This is a genomic window from Cellulophaga baltica (assembly GCF_900102165.1).
GTDB classification, from domain to species: Bacteria; Bacteroidota; Bacteroidia; order Flavobacteriales; family Flavobacteriaceae; genus Cellulophaga; species Cellulophaga baltica.
In genome coordinates, this window is the sequence record NZ_FNBD01000001.1 from 104,613 (window position 1) to 120,085 (window position 15,473).

Below are 15,473 nucleotides of genomic sequence, written 5' to 3' on the forward strand. Positions count from 1 at the left end.
ACTTTGGCTAAAGTAATACTTATATTCAAAAATCAAAATATAGTCCGATCTTTTTTTTAATCTTTTATTTTTTAAAACAATAAGTACCGATACTGTGAGATTATGAACCTTTTGTTATGAATAATTGATTCTAAAAAAAATATTGAAACGAAAAAAGACTTCAATGAAGAAGTCTTTTTGAAATATAAATGATCCGTTGTTTATTTTTTATTGAAGTGATATTCGTAGTATTCCGTGTCGCCCTCGTAAATATCTGTGATTTTAAGTATTAGTTGATTAGATGAAAGATCTATTTCTCCAGTAAAAACTACATCTCCGCCTTCAATATCATATATTTGATCATCACCTGCCTCCGTATTTATATATTCAAATTCAATCAAAGTCAATTCTTCTTTATCTTCATTATATGCCCAATTCCCGTTTGAAGTATATGTCTCGTCATAATAAGATACAACCAATTCACAGTTTTCTTGTGAAGCATCATAATCATAATTGGAGTCAGTGCTATTTTGAGTATAGGTATAAGTTCCATCACTATTAAAGGTCAAATTAAAACCATTAAGCGTATAACAATAACTACCTTCCACCTCTTTAACTTCCCCACTATCACAAGATAAAGTAAACGAATTTTCCTCGCAGATAGCTTCTCCTAAATTAATAGTTTCACCTTCAAAAATTTCTTTAGTATACTCCCAATCCGCAACAAGGTTTACATTACCTCCCCATGCTTCTACAGTAACACAAACATCTTCTGGCAAACTAATATTTCCCTGAGCATCATACAGACAAATTACGTAACAAAAAGTACCTGCAGGAACTGACGATTCAAAATCGACGTTTATCGTATTACCCTCCTCTTTACGAGTAGATGTCATTTCTTTAGTAAAAATTTTTTTCCTTTTGTTCTGTGTAAGCTTATTATCATAGTTATTCATTGCACTTAATGGCACATCTAAATAAGTATCTGCCATTCCGTTTTCATCCTTTAGCTGAATATATGCTCCTGCAAATTCTGCAGACGCATCAAAAACAATATCAAAACCATTTTTTTGAAATGCTGTTTGCGTCGAAAAATCTAAACTAAACACTAAATCGCCTGTTGGAGTAATACTCCCGGTTTTAGATGTTGCTCCTTCTACGATAAGTCCGCCTGAAGCTTCATTAATATCTATTTGAACTTCTTCTGTCGCATTTACTCCATCAGGATCTATTTCTGCTGATAGCTTTGCTTCATCGTCTTTAGAACACGAAAATATTCCTGCGGCTAAAAAGCACATAACTAGTAAATTTGATTTTCTCATAATTTAAAATTGGTTAATTATTTGGTTGGTTTAGCGATTATTAATCACCTTATCAATTTTAAACGACCTTAATTTTAAATTATTATAGAAAATATACTTACAGATTTCTGAACAACAATATCTTAACCTACTGTTGGTGGTGAAGATTCTAGAACTTCATGAATTACCTGATCTAAGGTTTCTTGCACATTAGGATTCGTGCAATTAATGAGCATTGCAATAACAACATTCTGCTCTGGATACACGAAAAAGTTAGAATATCCTCCAACGCCATTACCTATGTGGCCATAATATGATCTTCCCTTAGCATCCTGACTTACTTGCCACCCTAAACCATAATACGTTGGCGCATCATCAAGCAACTCACTGGTTAAAAATTGCATCAGAGTAGGTTCATCCAACACCTTTTTATCTAAATAAGCTTGACCCAATTTGGCAATATCTGTCGCCGTTGCTAAATACCCACCGCCCGCTAACTTATAATAATTATTAACGGCTACTGCAGGTCTAAAACCTATAGCGCGCTTAGAATAAAAAGTGGTGAGCGCTAATTTATTAGCTTTTATATGATCTACTCCTGAACGATCTGCAGGAAAAACACTATTAAGCCCAAGAGGCTGCACTACCTTTTTAGACACATAATCTTCAAAAGGTATTCCACTAGCTTCTTGCATAGCCAATGAAATTAATACCCAGTCATAACTATTGTAGTGATATCCTGTTCCTGGCTTAAAAAGCAAATCTGCATCTTTAAACACCGCAATACTTTCTTTTATGCTATATGGCTTATTTAAGGCATATTCCTTACCTAAATACCCTCTAATACCCGCCGTATGGCTAGCGAGCTGGCGGATGGTAAAATCCCACTTCTTTTTTGGGAAGTAAGGTACATATATATAAAACGATGTATCTAAATCTATAAGACCTTCTGCCACCATATGCGCAAGAGCTGTTGCCGCAATAGGTTTAGAAACACTGGCTATTCTAAAAACGGATGTTTCTGGATGTATTGGAGTCTGATTTTCAAGATTTGCGAATCCGTATCCTTTTTGAAAATAAGGAGCTCCATTCTTTAAAACCGAAATGGCAATCCCCGGAATTTTATGAGCAGTAACTAAATGAGACAGCAGCGCATCTGCTTTTACCAAGCCTTGTAATTGAACATCATCGCCAATAACACGCTTAAAAGCGAAAAAATCTTTAAAATAAGATAAGAACGGCTTTTTCAATTTTAATCTTTATAAATGAGTTTTCCTTTATACGGCTGTTCAACCGCTACCGTTGATGGCTGACCATAACTGATAAGATCTCCTGTACCTAGCAAACTGCCTGTTAGTGATTCTTGCGGATTGACCAACATATCATTAGAACCTCTATGCGATACATTCACTTTATTAGCCATAAGATTTTCTGCATGCAATCTAGAATCTCCTGCAGCAAAAACTACGTTTAGATTGGCGGTAAGCCCAGAAACTTTAAAAAATGCAATACCATTAGAAATAATATTAACGCTAGTATTATTTACTTCAATATCAAATTCGCCATCTGTAGTATCTGCTTCAGGGTTTCCAAAACTTTCAGATAATAAGGATAGGGAAGGGTACTCCAACACGCCATCACTCTTAATTAAAAATCCTGTACTACTTCTTATCTCCTTGATGTTAGGCGAAAACACATAAACCGTGGTCAATCCAAAATCACGTACCAGATTGCAGCTATTATCATTATAGGCTACCAATCTATCTTCAATGACCTCAACACGAATATCATTACGTAAATTTTCACCAGTCTCTAAAACAACCTTTTGTTCATCGGCCTGTTTGATTACTAATTTTACGCCTTCAAAAATGGTTATTTGAGAAAAGTCTTCTAAAAGCAATTCTTCTTGAATTAGATCACCAGATTTCTGAAAACAATCTGATGCATTTTCACTATTGCACCCTAATAAGAATGAGAATATCAAAAATAGTATACTGTACTTTTTCATTATTTTATTTTCTATAATCTAATACCTATACCAAATTCTACCGCTTCTGCCTTTGCTCCGTGAGATTTTAAACTTAACACGCCATATATATTATCTCCAAAATAGCGTTTTAATCCCATTCTATTATACATCCTGCCCTCAAAATCATAAGGATAATATACATAATAGCCTAACTGACTGATGACCGACATTTTATTGATAAACAGCTCGTGACCAATGAAAACACCTACACGCTTGTAATCATCATCAGCATTGACATTATTTTCAGGAAATGCAATAGACTGGTATTTAATAAGTTCTTTTAAAAATTTAGAAAAATAAACATCTCCCCCTACTTGAATAGCACTTAAATCTGAAACGAGCTTATCTGCATACCCTGAGAAAATATAAAATGGATATTGACCAGAATTAATAACATCACTCTCATTAATTCCCGTCCTAAAGGCTAAATTAAGTTTTACAGGCTCTACGATTCTTTGCTTTTCATGTGTTAAATAGTCGTTTTCTAACCCACCATCTAAATCATACGTTACACCGGCATTTAACGCAAATGTATTGGTAGACGTATTTGGTGCTTTTACATTTGCATTAGAATAATGCATTACAGAAATCCCCGCTTTAAAACCTATCCCTTTTACAATATTCTCTTTATGAAAATTCAGCATCAGGTAAGTAGAACTCAATATTTGAGAGCCAAAGGCATTATTTCTAAAGTTAGTTTCTTTATCATAAGGATTGGTCATATAGGCTAAACCTTGCCCTATTCTCAATTGTAGATATCGATTCAGAAAATAGAAATTGTAGTGGGCATATGCCGCATAACTCTTTCCTAAAGTTTCATTATTATAATCTTGATAAATGAAAGAATACCCCAAATCTGGATAATTATAACGCTGTTGCCAGTATTCTTCCCCATAGGTTTTACGATTTAAACTTAAAATCACTCCACCGGGATGCGAGTCTATAAGATGCGTAATATCTGGATTATGGCGTAAAATTGTACCATAAAACTGACTAGCATCTAGCGTATATCTTTTATTCTCCTGAGCATCTTGAGCGTAACACGTTAAGGCTAAAAAAATAAAGTAAACAGAAAATTTTAATTTCATTGGTTGGTATAATGGGCTCAAATGTAAGAATTCACTTTAAACCCGTAGCTAACATACAGCGTATAATTAAAAAACTTCTTTTGCTATCGCTTTTATATTATTAGATTTCCCCATAGAATAATAATGCAAAACAGGAATTCCTGCTGCTTTTAATTCTTTAGATTGTTGAATAGCCCACTCTACTCCTACTTGCCTTACTGCGGCATTATTCTTACATGCTTCTACTGCTTCTACTAAATCATGAGGCAGGTCTAAACTAAATATTTGGGGCAATAATTGCAAATGACGTTTTACTGCTATAGGCTTGATCCCTGGAATAATAGGTACATTAATTCCAATTTCTCTAGCCGCTTCAACAAATTGAAAATATTTCTGATTATCAAAAAACATTTGTGTCACCACATAATCTGCACCAGCATCTACTTTTTGTTTTAATCTAATTAAATCAGATTTAAAGGATGGAGCCTCTAAATGTTTCTCTGGATATCCTGCCACACCAATACAAAAATCAGACTTATCTTCTCCTTGAACATCATCGTGAAGGTATCTTCCTTGATTTAAGTTCTGGATCTGAGTCACCAATTCTGAAGCAAAGCAATTTCCGTCTTCAGTAGGCTTAAAATACTTCTCTTCTTTCATCGCATCTCCTCGTAAGGCCATCACATTATCAATCCCTAAGTAATGACAATCAATCAGCATATACTCCGTTTCTGCTTTCGTAAAACCACCACAAATTACATGAGGAATAGTATCTACATCAAACTTATGCTTTATAGACGCACAGATCCCAACAGTACCTGGTCGCATACGTGTAATTTTCTTATCGTAAAGTCCCGCTTTATCTACATAAACGTATTCTTCTCTTGAAGTGGTAACATCAATAAACGGAGGATTAAACTCCATCAATGGCTCAATATTATCATACAACTCTTGAATACTGTTCCCTTTTACTGGTGGAACAATCTCGAACGAAAATAAGGTGTTTCCGTTGGCATTTTTTATGTGGTCTGTTACTTTCATTTCCGTATTCTAATTACAATCCTATTCTTATTTTGGGCGTTTTAACAGGCTATCTGCTTTATCTTTTCTTGCATTACCAAGCAAAAAAAGGATACCGCTTCTATCCTTAACGCAGCTTATCACAAGCTTAACAACTTTTTTTTTACTGCAATATACTCTTCTTCATATTCCCAATAGATCCAACGACCATCTACATAATCTGTCAAGATATATTTCTCGCTCAACGATTTTATTCTTTCTACAGCAACTAACTTTTTAGCAAAACCTTGAACTGGACAATGCTCTTCAATTTCTTTATTATTTTCATCATATCCATGACTAATCATAAAACTACCCAAGCTAAGTTCTATAAATTTTTTCATACTAATCATCTGCTATATTTGTTGCCAACCAACGTGTAGCTTCTTCTAAAGAAATTCCTTTTCTAGCAGCAAAATCTGCTACTTGATCTTCTTTTATTTTCCCCAGTCCAAAATAGCGCGCTTCAGGGTTAGCAAAATAATATCCACTAACGCTTGAAGCTGGCCACATGGCCAAACTCTCCGTTAAGGTTACTCCTATTTTATCCTCAACACCTAACAATTCCCAAATAGTTAATTTCTCCAAATGATCAGGACAAGCAGGATACCCTGGTGCAGGACGTATCCCCTTATAAGTTTCATTGATCAAATCCTCATTACTTAAGTTCTCATCTGCCGAATATCCCCAGTGCTTTATTCGCACTTCTTTATGCAGGTATTCTGCATAAGCCTCTGCCAAACGATCTGCAAGTGCTTTTACTAAAATAGAATTATAATCATCTAGATTTTCTTTATAAGCATCTGCCATTTCATCAGCACCAAAACCAGTACTGACACAAAAGCAACCTATATAATCTTGTTTCCCTGAAGTTTTAGGAGCTATAAAATCTGCTAAAGCATAGTCAGCCACTCCTTCACGCCTTTTTAATTGCTGACGAAGGGTTCTAAAAGTATACTTTTTACCTCCTGCTTCAAGCTCAATATCATCATCACTGATGGCATTTGCAGGAAATAAACCAAAAATACCTTTTGCAGTAAGCCTCTTTTCCGAGAATATCTTTTTCAACATCTTCTGAGCATCAGCATAAAGCTCTACAGCTTGCTCACCTACCACATCATCCGTTAAAATATCAGGAAATTTACCATGCAACTCCCACCCTCTAAAAAAGGGAGACCAATCTATAAATTCTTCTAACTTCTCTAGATCAACGTCCTCAAAAACCTGAATACCTAATTGATTTGGTTTTACTATTTTAGACTCTTCCCAGGCTATTTGAAATTTATTTTCACGTGCTTCTGCAATGGTTTTATATTCTTTCTTTTTTGTTCTACTTAAAAACTTGTCTCTAAAAGATTCATAATCAAGTTTAATATTTTTCTTATAATTTAAGGCAGTATCCTTTTGCAACAAATCGCCCACAACCGTTACCGCCCTAGAGGCATCATTTACGTGAACCACTGCTTGACTATACTGGGTATCTATTTTTACAGCAGTATGCGCTTTACTTGTTGTAGCCCCACCAATTAATAATGGCACTTTAAAGTTCTGGCGCTCCATCTCTTTTGCTAAAAATACCATCTCATCTAATGACGGAGTTATCAACCCACTTAAACCAATAATGTCTACATCATGTTCTATCGCGGCATTAATAATTTTTTCTGGCGGAACCATTACTCCAAGATCTACAATCTCATAATTATTACACGCTAGCACCACACTCACAATATTTTTTCCAATATCATGAACATCTCCTTTTACGGTTGCCATCAATATTTTCCCCGCCCCTTTATCGTCTCCTTCTTGCGGATTTAGCAACTTCTCTTCTTCAATATACGGCAACAAATACGCTACTGCTTTTTTCATTACTCGGGCAGATTTTACCACTTGTGGTAAAAACATCTTTCCGCTACCAAATAAATCTCCAACAACATTCATACCCGTCATTAGGTTACCTTCAATAACTTCAATAGGTTTATGCGCTGCTACACGAGCTTCTTCAATATCTTCAAGAATGTATTGATCAATACCTTTTACTAAGGCACGGGTGATTCTATTTTGCAAAGGCTCTTCTCTCCAAGATAAATCTATCTTACTTTCTTTTGCCGTACCTACTACTGTTTCTGCAAAATCTAAAAGCCGTTCTGTAGCATCCTCTCTTTTATTAAGAATAACATCTTCTACACGTTCTAATAAATCTTTAGGAATATCATCATAAACACCCAATAAACTAGGGTTTACAATTCCCATATTCATCCCAGCCTGAATGGCGTGGTATAAGAACACAGAGTGCATGGCTTCACGAACAGGGTCATTACCTCTAAAACTAAAAGACACATTACTCACCCCACCGCTTACGCTACAATGAGGCAGATTTTCTCGGACCCATTTTGTAGCCTTTATAAAATCAATAGCATTAAGCTTATGCTCATCCATTCCTGTAGCTACAGGAAATATATTTAAATCAAAAATGATATCTTCAGGCGCGAAATTTACTTCATTCACCAGAATATCATAAGAGCGTTTTGAAATTTCTAATCTTCGTTCATAATTATCTGCTTGGCCCGTTTCATCAAAAGCCATAACGATAACTGCAGCACCGTACCGCTTAATTAATTTTGCATGATGTTTAAACTGCTCTTCACCTTCCTTAAGGCTAATAGAGTTCACCACGCATTTACCTTGCACTACTTGCAAACCAGCCTCAATAATCTCCCATTTAGAACTATCAATCATGATAGGTACTCTAGAAATATCTGGTTCTGCAATCACTAAATTCAAAAACTTAACCATGGCCTCTTTACCATTGATAAGTCCATCATCCATATTAATATCAATGATCTGCGCCCCACCATCTACCTGATCACGAGCTACGCTTAAAGCCTCCTCAAATTTTTCTTCCTTTATTAAGCGAAGGAATTTTTTTGATCCTGCTACGTTGGTACGCTCACCAACATTTACAAAGTTTGTATTTTCCGAAAGCACTAAAGGCTCCAGACCTGAAAGTTTCAGATACCGCTTTGGTTGTCGGTTGTTAGTTGATGGTTGTTTGCTCTCTTCTATCATAATTACAACCCTTTGTACTATTTTATAAACCTGATTAGTAGCTTTTTACAGCTAAGAATCTGATTCATTATTATTTTAAAATTATCTTCTTCTATATATTCTTGATCCAGCGCTAAAACACCATAACCAATTATTGCCCAGCAACGATTCTAGGTTTTATATCTTTCACTACATTGGCTATAGCAGAAATATGTTCTGGCGTGGTACCACAACAACCACCTACTATATTTACTAAGTTCTTTTCTACGTACTCTTTTATTTGCGCAGCCATTTCCGCTGGTGTTTCATCATATTCTCCAAAAGCATTAGGCAAACCTGCATTGGGATGTGCAGATACTGCAAAACCTGTTTTAGCAGATAATACTTCTAAATGAGGTACAAGCTGACTTGCTCCTAAAGCACAGTTAAACCCTACGGATAAAATTGGAATATGAGATATGGAGATCAAAAAAGCCTCTGCTGTTTGTCCTGATAAAGTTCTTCCAGATGCATCTGTAATAGTGCCACTCACCATGATCGGAATATCAATACCGCGCTCATCTTTTACTTCTTCAATAGCAAACAATGCTGCTTTTGCATTTAGCGTATCAAAAATGGTCTCTACCATTAATAAATCAGAACCACCATCAATTAAGGCTTCTACCTGCTGTTTGTACGCAATTCTTAACTCATCAAATGACACCGCTCTATATCCAGGATCGTTTACATCTGGAGACATGCTTGCCGTTTTATTCGTAGGCCCAATACTACCTACTACAAAGCGGGGTTTATGCGGCTCTTTTGCCGTAAATTCATCGGCTACCTGCTTTGCAATCTTGGCCGATTCATAATTTAGCTCATAGACCAAATCTTCCATAAAATAATCTGCCATGGCTATTGTTGTACTGGAAAAGGTATTTGTTTCAACAATATCTGCTCCGGCAGCAAAATATTTACGGTGCACATCTGCGATTGCTTCTGGCTGTGTTAAGGACAACAAATCATTGTTACCCTGTAAGGGATGCTCCCAGTCCTTAAAACGTTCTCCTCTAAAATCTTCTTCGGTAAACTTATGGCGTTGAAGCATCGTTCCCATAGCACCATCCAGCACCAAAATACGCTCCTTAAGTATGTCTTTTATATTCTTCATTTTTCAAATCTCTATACTATAAAAAAATGCGTTCAAGCGATATAACTATACTGCACACAACAGCACCACTTTTTATTACGTGCTAAGGCAAAAAATAGGATATCGCCAAATCACTTGCTTTTTCTGCAAATGAAACGCTCTAATCATAAATTATCAAGTAAAGTAAAAACTAAGACGAAATGTTTCGCTTTTGTTATCTATTTCAAAACGAGTAGGGTCTTGAATAGAACTTAGCACCTTCTTTTTAGGTAAAACTACTTAAAAGGGTTGCCAAGGCTTCATCGGGTCTAGTCCCTCCACCTTTCTTGATAACTATTTTCAATGTTGCAATGAACTTCAAACAATGACTGCAAAGAAACGTTACCGCCAAATTAAAACCAAATTATATGGTAAAATAAAAGCCTTCTAACTAGAACAGTAAGAAGGCTTTTGTATTTTTAAATCGCTTAGATTTTTACGATATACTCTGTACGACTTCTTTCTTTGCAACTTTCTTAGATCCATCAAAACCTTCTACACCACCTACGGTAGTATACTTCATTACATAACGTTTTCCAGGGTTGATAATCTGGTATGCAAACTGACACATAACTGCGGCCTCATGGAAACCAGAAAGTATCAATTTCAATTTCCCCTCGTAGGTATTAACATCGCCAATAGCAAAAACTCCAGGTATATTTGTTTGGTAATCTTTTGCGTTATTTACTTTAATCGCATTTTTTTCTATCTCTAGACCCCAATCTCCGATTGGTCCTAATTTTGGAGATAAACCAAATAATGGAATAAAGTTATCTACAGGTAAAATTGTTTCTCCTTTTTCAGCATCATTATGCTTAATAGTTACCGCTTCTACATTACCATCACCGGCTATACCAATAACCTCAGCTTCTGTAAATAATTTAATTTTACCAAGCTTAGCTAATTCTGATGCTTTCTCTACAGAATCTAAAGCTCCTCTAAATTCATTTCTTCTATGTACTAAAGAAACTTCTGATGCTACATCTGCTAAGAAAATTGCCCAATCTAAAGCAGAATCTCCACCTCCAGCAATAACTACTTTTTTGTCACGATACACTTCAGGATCCTTAATAAAGTAATTTACCCCTTTATCTTCAAAGTCGATAATATTTGGAATTAAAGGCTTTCTTGGTTCAAAAGAACCCAAACCACCTGCAATAACAACTACCGGTGCCTGATGCTGTGTACCTTTATTTGTCGTAACAATAAAAGAACCATCTTCTTGCTTATCTAATGTCTCAGCACGTTCTCCCAACGTATAACCTGCTTCAAAAGGCTTAATTTGTTCCATCAAATTATCTACCAAGGTTCCTGCTAAAATTTCTGGAAAAGCAGGAATATCGTAAATAGGTTTCTTTGGATATATTTCTGAACACTGACCACCTGTTTGTGGCAATGCATCAATTAAATGGCATTTTAACTTTAATAATCCTGCTTCAAAAACGGTAAACAAACCTGTAGGTCCTGCTCCAATAATTAAAATATCTGTTTTTATCATCTCTCTACTAATTCAAAAAATTCTTGTGTTGAAATACGCTTAAAATACTACTGCAAATTTACGACAGTAAAATAAATTAATGGTGCACTTCGCTTACTTGTTTATACGACTCTATTGCACCTGAAAGTGCTTTTCTATGATTAACAACCTCACCAATTATTATAATTGCTGGATTTGCTAATTGTTGCTTATCTACTTCTGATTGAATAGTCGAAATAGTTCCTATTCCTATCTTTTCATCTTCTCTTGTACCATTCTGGATGATAGCGATTGGCGTATCTGCTTTCCCTTCTTCCTCAAACAAAGCTACTATTGCTGGCAATTTTGACATTCCCATTAATATAACCACAGTAGCGTTTGATTTTGCTGCTAAAGCTACATCTGAAGAGAGCTTGTGTTCTTTGGTAGTACCTGTTATAACCCAAAAACTTTCTGCAGCTCCTCTTTTAGTCACAGGTATATTTTGAGATGCAGGTACGGCTACAGATGAAGATATCCCCGGAACCATGGCCACATTCAACCCATGGCTTGCTGCATATTCCATTTCTTCTGCACCGCGACCAAAAATAAAAGGATCACCACCTTTTAAACGAACTACATGTTGCGATTGTCCACGCTGTACAATAAGCTCATTAATTTGCTCTTGCTGATAGGCATAACACCCCTTACGCTTACCTACAAAAATGAGCTCTGCGTGTTCCGCATACTCTAACAATTCAGGATTTACCAAAGCATCATACAAAACAACATCTGCTGCCTGCAGTGCTTTTATAGCTTTTAGCGTAATTAAGTCTGGATCACCGGGACCCGCACCAATTACCGTAAGCAAACCTAAGTTGCTAGCATTCGTATGTTTTGTATTCTTGATCATGATTAGTTTGCTTTTGCTAATTCAGCATTTCTGAAGTCTTGAACTTTTCCTAAAAATACTTTCGTATCATTTAAGTAGTTCTTAGCAAATACTTCTGTAGGTTCGTTTTTATTAATTTGAAGAATAAATTCTTCAAAACCTTTATCTAAAGCAATTCTACCATTCGCAACGAATTTCTCATCAAAATCTTTAATGATACCCGCATGCGTATTTGTTTTCTGATTTTCTGAAGTAAGAATAGCTTTTGCTGTATTTACCATAGAAGAATAGGAGTGATAAATACTAGCTGCCCATTTACCTTCATTAAAAGTAGTTTCTGCTGTTTGTATTTTCTCTTCACTCTCAAACAATAACGTAGCAATCAAATCAATCACAACACCAGCACACTCACCTACTCCAATAGCTTGGATATATTCTTCAGAATTACCCCAATCTATAAAATCATCAGGTGTTAAATTCTCAACATCTGTTAAGTCTTTCAAGAAATCATAGAAGTACATTTGCTCTTTTTGTGCATAGTACTCTGGAAATGATAATCCATTACCATTAGCATCAAAATCATTTAAGATTAAACGCAACGCTTCTGGACCTCTTTTACTTGGTATTTTCACTACCTTATCTGCAAATCTACCTTCCCCATTACCCATATTACCACCTCCTAAAAGCACTTGTAATGCTGGAGCTACTAATTTTGATTTGGTACGCACAGACATTCCTTGAAAACCAATATTTGCCATATTGTGTTGCCCACATGCATTCATACACCCACTAATTTTAATCACCACATCTGGGTTATTAATATAATCTGGGTATTCTTCTTTCATAATACGCTCTAACTCTTCTGCAATACCTGTACTACTTGCAATCCCTAAATTACAGGTATCTGTTCCAGGACAAGCGGTAATATCTATAGCTCTGTTATAACCCGCTTCTGTAAAGCCTAATTTTTTTAATTCGGAATAAAAGAAAGGTACTAGCTCTTCTTTTACGTAAGGAATTACAATATTTTGACGCAAGCTTAGACGAATTTCGTCTGCTGCATATTTTTCTACTAAATCTGCCAAGGCACGAGCTTCTTTAAGGTAAAAATCTCCTAATAAAACTTTTACACCTATAGCTACATAACCTTCTTGTTTTTGAGGAATTATGTTGGTTGATTTCCAAGCATCAAAAGTAGCCTGATCTTCTATAACCACATTAGGAACAGTAACTTGTGCTATTTGCGGCTTTGGATATGCCTCTGCATCAATAGGAAAAGATTTCATTGGAACTGCAATTTGCTCTTCCTCCAATAAGGATTTAAAACCATCTAAGCCTAAATCTTTTAATAAGAATTTTAACCGTGCTTTTGCTCTACTCTTACGCTCTCCGTATCTATCAAAAACACGAACAACACCTTCCATTAAAGGAATAATTTTATCAGAAGGTAAAAAATCATATAACAACTCTGCATGACGTGGTTGCGATCCTAAACCACCACCTAACATCACTTTAAACCCTTTTACACCAGCTTCAATTTTAGCAATAAAACCTAAATCGTGCATGTATGAAAGACCCGTATCTGCATCACTAGAAGAAAAAGACACTTTAAACTTACGTCCTAATTCCTGACTAATAGGATTTCTTAAAAAATACTGAAACAACGCATGTGCATAAGGAGAAACATCAAAAGGCTCTTCTACATCTATACCTGCCGTTTCACTTGCCGTTACATTACGTACAGTGTTACCACAAGCTTCACGCAATGTAATGTCTGATTTTTCAAGTTCTGCCCATAACTCTGGAGTTCTATTCAAATCTACATAGTGAATTTGAATATCTTGACGTGTAGTAATGTGCAAACGACCTCTAGAATACTCTTCAGAAACATCAGAAATTGTTCTTAGTTGCTCCGAAGAAACTTTACCGTAAGGCAATTTTATACGAATCATTTGTACGCCTTCTTGCCGCTGACCGTAAACACCACGTGCTAAACGAAGACTACGAAATTTTTCTTCGTCTAGTTTACCATTGTGGAACATATCAATTTTGTTAGCCAAATCGATGATATCTTTTTCTACAACTGGATTTTCTATTTCTGTTCTAAAACTTTGCATATATCTTCCCCTCCTAACCTCCCCAAGGGGAAGGAATTCTTACTCGGTTAAAATAAGAATATTGTTATTAATTTTTTCTACCTACTTGCTTGCACGTGGTGGCTAAAAAGATTTATTGAATAAACCCAGCCCCTACCGTGCTATTTGTTTTTGTATCAATAATAATAAATGAACCATTTGTTCTATGATCTTTAAAAGCATCAAAGAAAATAGGCTTATTTAATTTAAACGTCACCTTAGCAATATCATTCATTCCTAAACCTTCTACATTCTCTTCTATACCAGAGTAATCCGGGTTTATTTTATGGTGAATTTGATCAACCTTAGCCAATACTTTATTGACACCATGTTGAATCACATATTTACTACCTGTCTTTAATGGGTCTGAATCCATCCAAGAAATATTAGCGGTAAACTGTTTGTCAATTTGCGGTAAATCGCCCACCTTAACAATCATATCTCCACGACTTACATTTATCTCATCTTCTAAAGTGATGGTTACCGATGAACGTCTTGAAGCTGTCTGATACTTCTTATCGTAGAAATAAATTTCTTTTATTTTTGATGTTGTTTGAGATGGTAAAGCCACAACCTCATCACCTACACTCAATTCACCTCCGTATACTTTACCCGCAAATCCTCTAAAATCATGAAAATCTTCCGTTTTAGGGCGGATTACGTATTGTACTGGAAAACGCGGTGTTCCCGCATTGAAAATATCTTTTCTATCTAATTCTTCTAAGTGCTCTAATAATGTCTGACCTGTGTACCAAGGTGTATGTTCAGACTTATTTACTACGTTATCCCCTTTTAAAGCACTCACAGGAATAAAGGTAATTTTCTGGTCTTGGTAATCTCTCTTAGCCATTAATTCAGAAAAATCTGCCTTAATCTCATTGTACCTGTCCTCAGAGAAATCAACCAAATCCATCTTATTCACCGCTACAATAACATCTTTTACACGAAGTAAGTTATTGATGAAAAAATGGCGATTTGTTTGTTCAATAACTCCTTTACGCGCATCTATTAAAATAATAGCTGCTTGTGATGTAGAAGCTCCTGTAACCATGTTTCTAGTATACTCAACATGACCCGGAGTATCTGCTATAATGTAACTTTTCTTTGCTGTTGAAAAATAGATATGCGCAACATCAATGGTAATTCCTTGCTCACGCTCTGCTACCAATCCGTCTGTTGCTAAAGAAAAATCTAAATAATCATATCCTTTTTGCTTGCTTGTTTTTTCGATAGCCTCTAACTTATCACTAGTAAGAGATTTTGTATCGTATAGTATTCTACCAATTAAGGTACTCTTACCATCATCTACACTACCTGCTGTTGCTATTTTTAGTACTTCCAT

General features: G+C 35.6%; 12 protein-coding genes and 1 riboswitch. All 12 genes read right to left on the reverse strand.

Going from position 1 to position 15,473, the window contains the following annotated elements; all coding sequences use genetic code 11:
• Window positions 1–200: 200 nt before the first annotated feature.
• Window positions 201–1,301: a hypothetical protein gene (locus BLQ19_RS00500; RefSeq protein ID WP_074537072.1), complete on the reverse strand. Its 1,101-nt coding sequence runs from the start codon at window positions 1,299–1,301 to the stop codon at window positions 201–203.
• Between the two features lie 122 nt (window positions 1,302–1,423).
• A complete protein-coding gene (locus BLQ19_RS00505; RefSeq protein WP_074537073.1) occupies window positions 1,424–2,530 on the reverse strand; it encodes a serine hydrolase domain-containing protein in 1,107 nt (368 codons plus the stop codon).
• A gap of 2 nt (window positions 2,531–2,532) precedes the next feature.
• Window positions 2,533–3,288, reverse strand: coding sequence for a head GIN domain-containing protein (locus tag BLQ19_RS00510; protein ID WP_074537074.1), 756 nt, complete (start codon window positions 3,286–3,288; stop codon window positions 2,533–2,535).
• An 11-nt stretch (window positions 3,289–3,299) separates the two neighbouring features.
• Window positions 3,300–4,397 (reverse strand): acyloxyacyl hydrolase, encoded by a 1,098-nt coding sequence (locus tag BLQ19_RS00515; RefSeq protein WP_074537075.1) that lies wholly within the window; start codon window positions 4,395–4,397, stop codon window positions 3,300–3,302.
• A 66-nt stretch (window positions 4,398–4,463) separates the two neighbouring features.
• Window positions 4,464–5,417 (reverse strand): methylenetetrahydrofolate reductase [NAD(P)H], encoded by a 954-nt coding sequence (metF, locus tag BLQ19_RS00520; protein ID WP_074537076.1) that lies wholly within the window; start codon window positions 5,415–5,417, stop codon window positions 4,464–4,466.
• 119 nt (window positions 5,418–5,536) lie between these two features.
• Complete coding sequence (locus BLQ19_RS00525) at window positions 5,537–5,779, reverse strand: hypothetical protein (protein ID WP_074537354.1); 243 nt, start codon at window positions 5,777–5,779, stop codon at window positions 5,537–5,539.
• A 1-nt stretch (window position 5,780) separates the two neighbouring features.
• On the reverse strand, window positions 5,781–8,501 hold the full coding sequence (metH, locus tag BLQ19_RS00530; RefSeq protein ID WP_074537077.1) for a methionine synthase: 2,721 nt from the start codon (window positions 8,499–8,501) through the stop codon (window positions 5,781–5,783).
• A 130-nt stretch (window positions 8,502–8,631) separates the two neighbouring features.
• Window positions 8,632–9,630: a homocysteine S-methyltransferase family protein gene (locus tag BLQ19_RS00535; RefSeq protein ID WP_034664649.1), complete on the reverse strand. Its 999-nt coding sequence runs from the start codon at window positions 9,628–9,630 to the stop codon at window positions 8,632–8,634.
• Between the two features lie 190 nt (window positions 9,631–9,820).
• A riboswitch (SAM riboswitch) is annotated at window positions 9,821–9,945 on the reverse strand.
• A gap of 139 nt (window positions 9,946–10,084) precedes the next feature.
• Window positions 10,085–11,146 (reverse strand): NAD(P)/FAD-dependent oxidoreductase, encoded by a 1,062-nt coding sequence (locus tag BLQ19_RS00540; RefSeq protein ID WP_024481756.1) that lies wholly within the window; start codon window positions 11,144–11,146, stop codon window positions 10,085–10,087.
• Window positions 11,147–11,222: 76 nt separating this feature from the next.
• A complete protein-coding gene (gene cobA / locus BLQ19_RS00545; protein ID WP_074537078.1) occupies window positions 11,223–12,017 on the reverse strand; it encodes a uroporphyrinogen-III C-methyltransferase in 795 nt (264 codons plus the stop codon).
• A 2-nt stretch (window positions 12,018–12,019) separates the two neighbouring features.
• Window positions 12,020–14,113 (reverse strand): ferredoxin-like domain-containing protein, encoded by a 2,094-nt coding sequence (locus BLQ19_RS00550; protein WP_074537079.1) that lies wholly within the window; start codon window positions 14,111–14,113, stop codon window positions 12,020–12,022.
• Between the two features lie 112 nt (window positions 14,114–14,225).
• Entirely contained in the window at window positions 14,226–15,473 is a 1,248-nt protein-coding gene (locus tag BLQ19_RS00555; protein ID WP_025615874.1) for a sulfate adenylyltransferase subunit 1, read from the reverse strand.

Excerpts from the sequence above, each read along its gene's own strand:
- BLQ19_RS00500 (WP_074537072.1), bottom strand. The coding sequence starts at position 1,301 with ATGAGAAAATCAAATTTACTAGTTATGTGCTTTTTAGCCGCAGGAATA.
- BLQ19_RS00510 (WP_074537074.1), bottom strand. The coding sequence starts at position 3,288 with ATGAAAAAGTACAGTATACTATTTTTGATATTCTCATTCTTATTAGGG.
- BLQ19_RS00515 (WP_074537075.1), bottom strand. The coding sequence starts at position 4,397 with ATGAAATTAAAATTTTCTGTTTACTTTATTTTTTTAGCCTTAACGTGT.
- metF (WP_074537076.1), bottom strand. The coding sequence starts at position 5,417 with ATGAAAGTAACAGACCACATAAAAAATGCCAACGGAAACACCTTATTT.
- BLQ19_RS00525 (WP_074537354.1), bottom strand. The coding sequence starts at position 5,779 with ATGAAAAAATTTATAGAACTTAGCTTGGGTAGTTTTATGATTAGTCAT.
- metH (WP_074537077.1), bottom strand. The coding sequence starts at position 8,501 with ATGATAGAAGAGAGCAAACAACCATCAACTAACAACCGACAACCAAAG.
- BLQ19_RS00535 (WP_034664649.1), bottom strand. The coding sequence starts at position 9,630 with ATGAAGAATATAAAAGACATACTTAAGGAGCGTATTTTGGTGCTGGAT.
- BLQ19_RS00540 (WP_024481756.1), bottom strand. The coding sequence starts at position 11,146 with ATGATAAAAACAGATATTTTAATTATTGGAGCAGGACCTACAGGTTTG.
- cobA (WP_074537078.1), bottom strand. The coding sequence starts at position 12,017 with ATGATCAAGAATACAAAACATACGAATGCTAGCAACTTAGGTTTGCTT.
- BLQ19_RS00550 (WP_074537079.1), bottom strand. The coding sequence starts at position 14,113 with ATGCAAAGTTTTAGAACAGAAATAGAAAATCCAGTTGTAGAAAAAGAT.
- BLQ19_RS00555 (WP_025615874.1), bottom strand. The coding sequence starts at position 15,473 with ATGGAAGTACTAAAAATAGCAACAGCAGGTAGTGTAGATGATGGTAAG.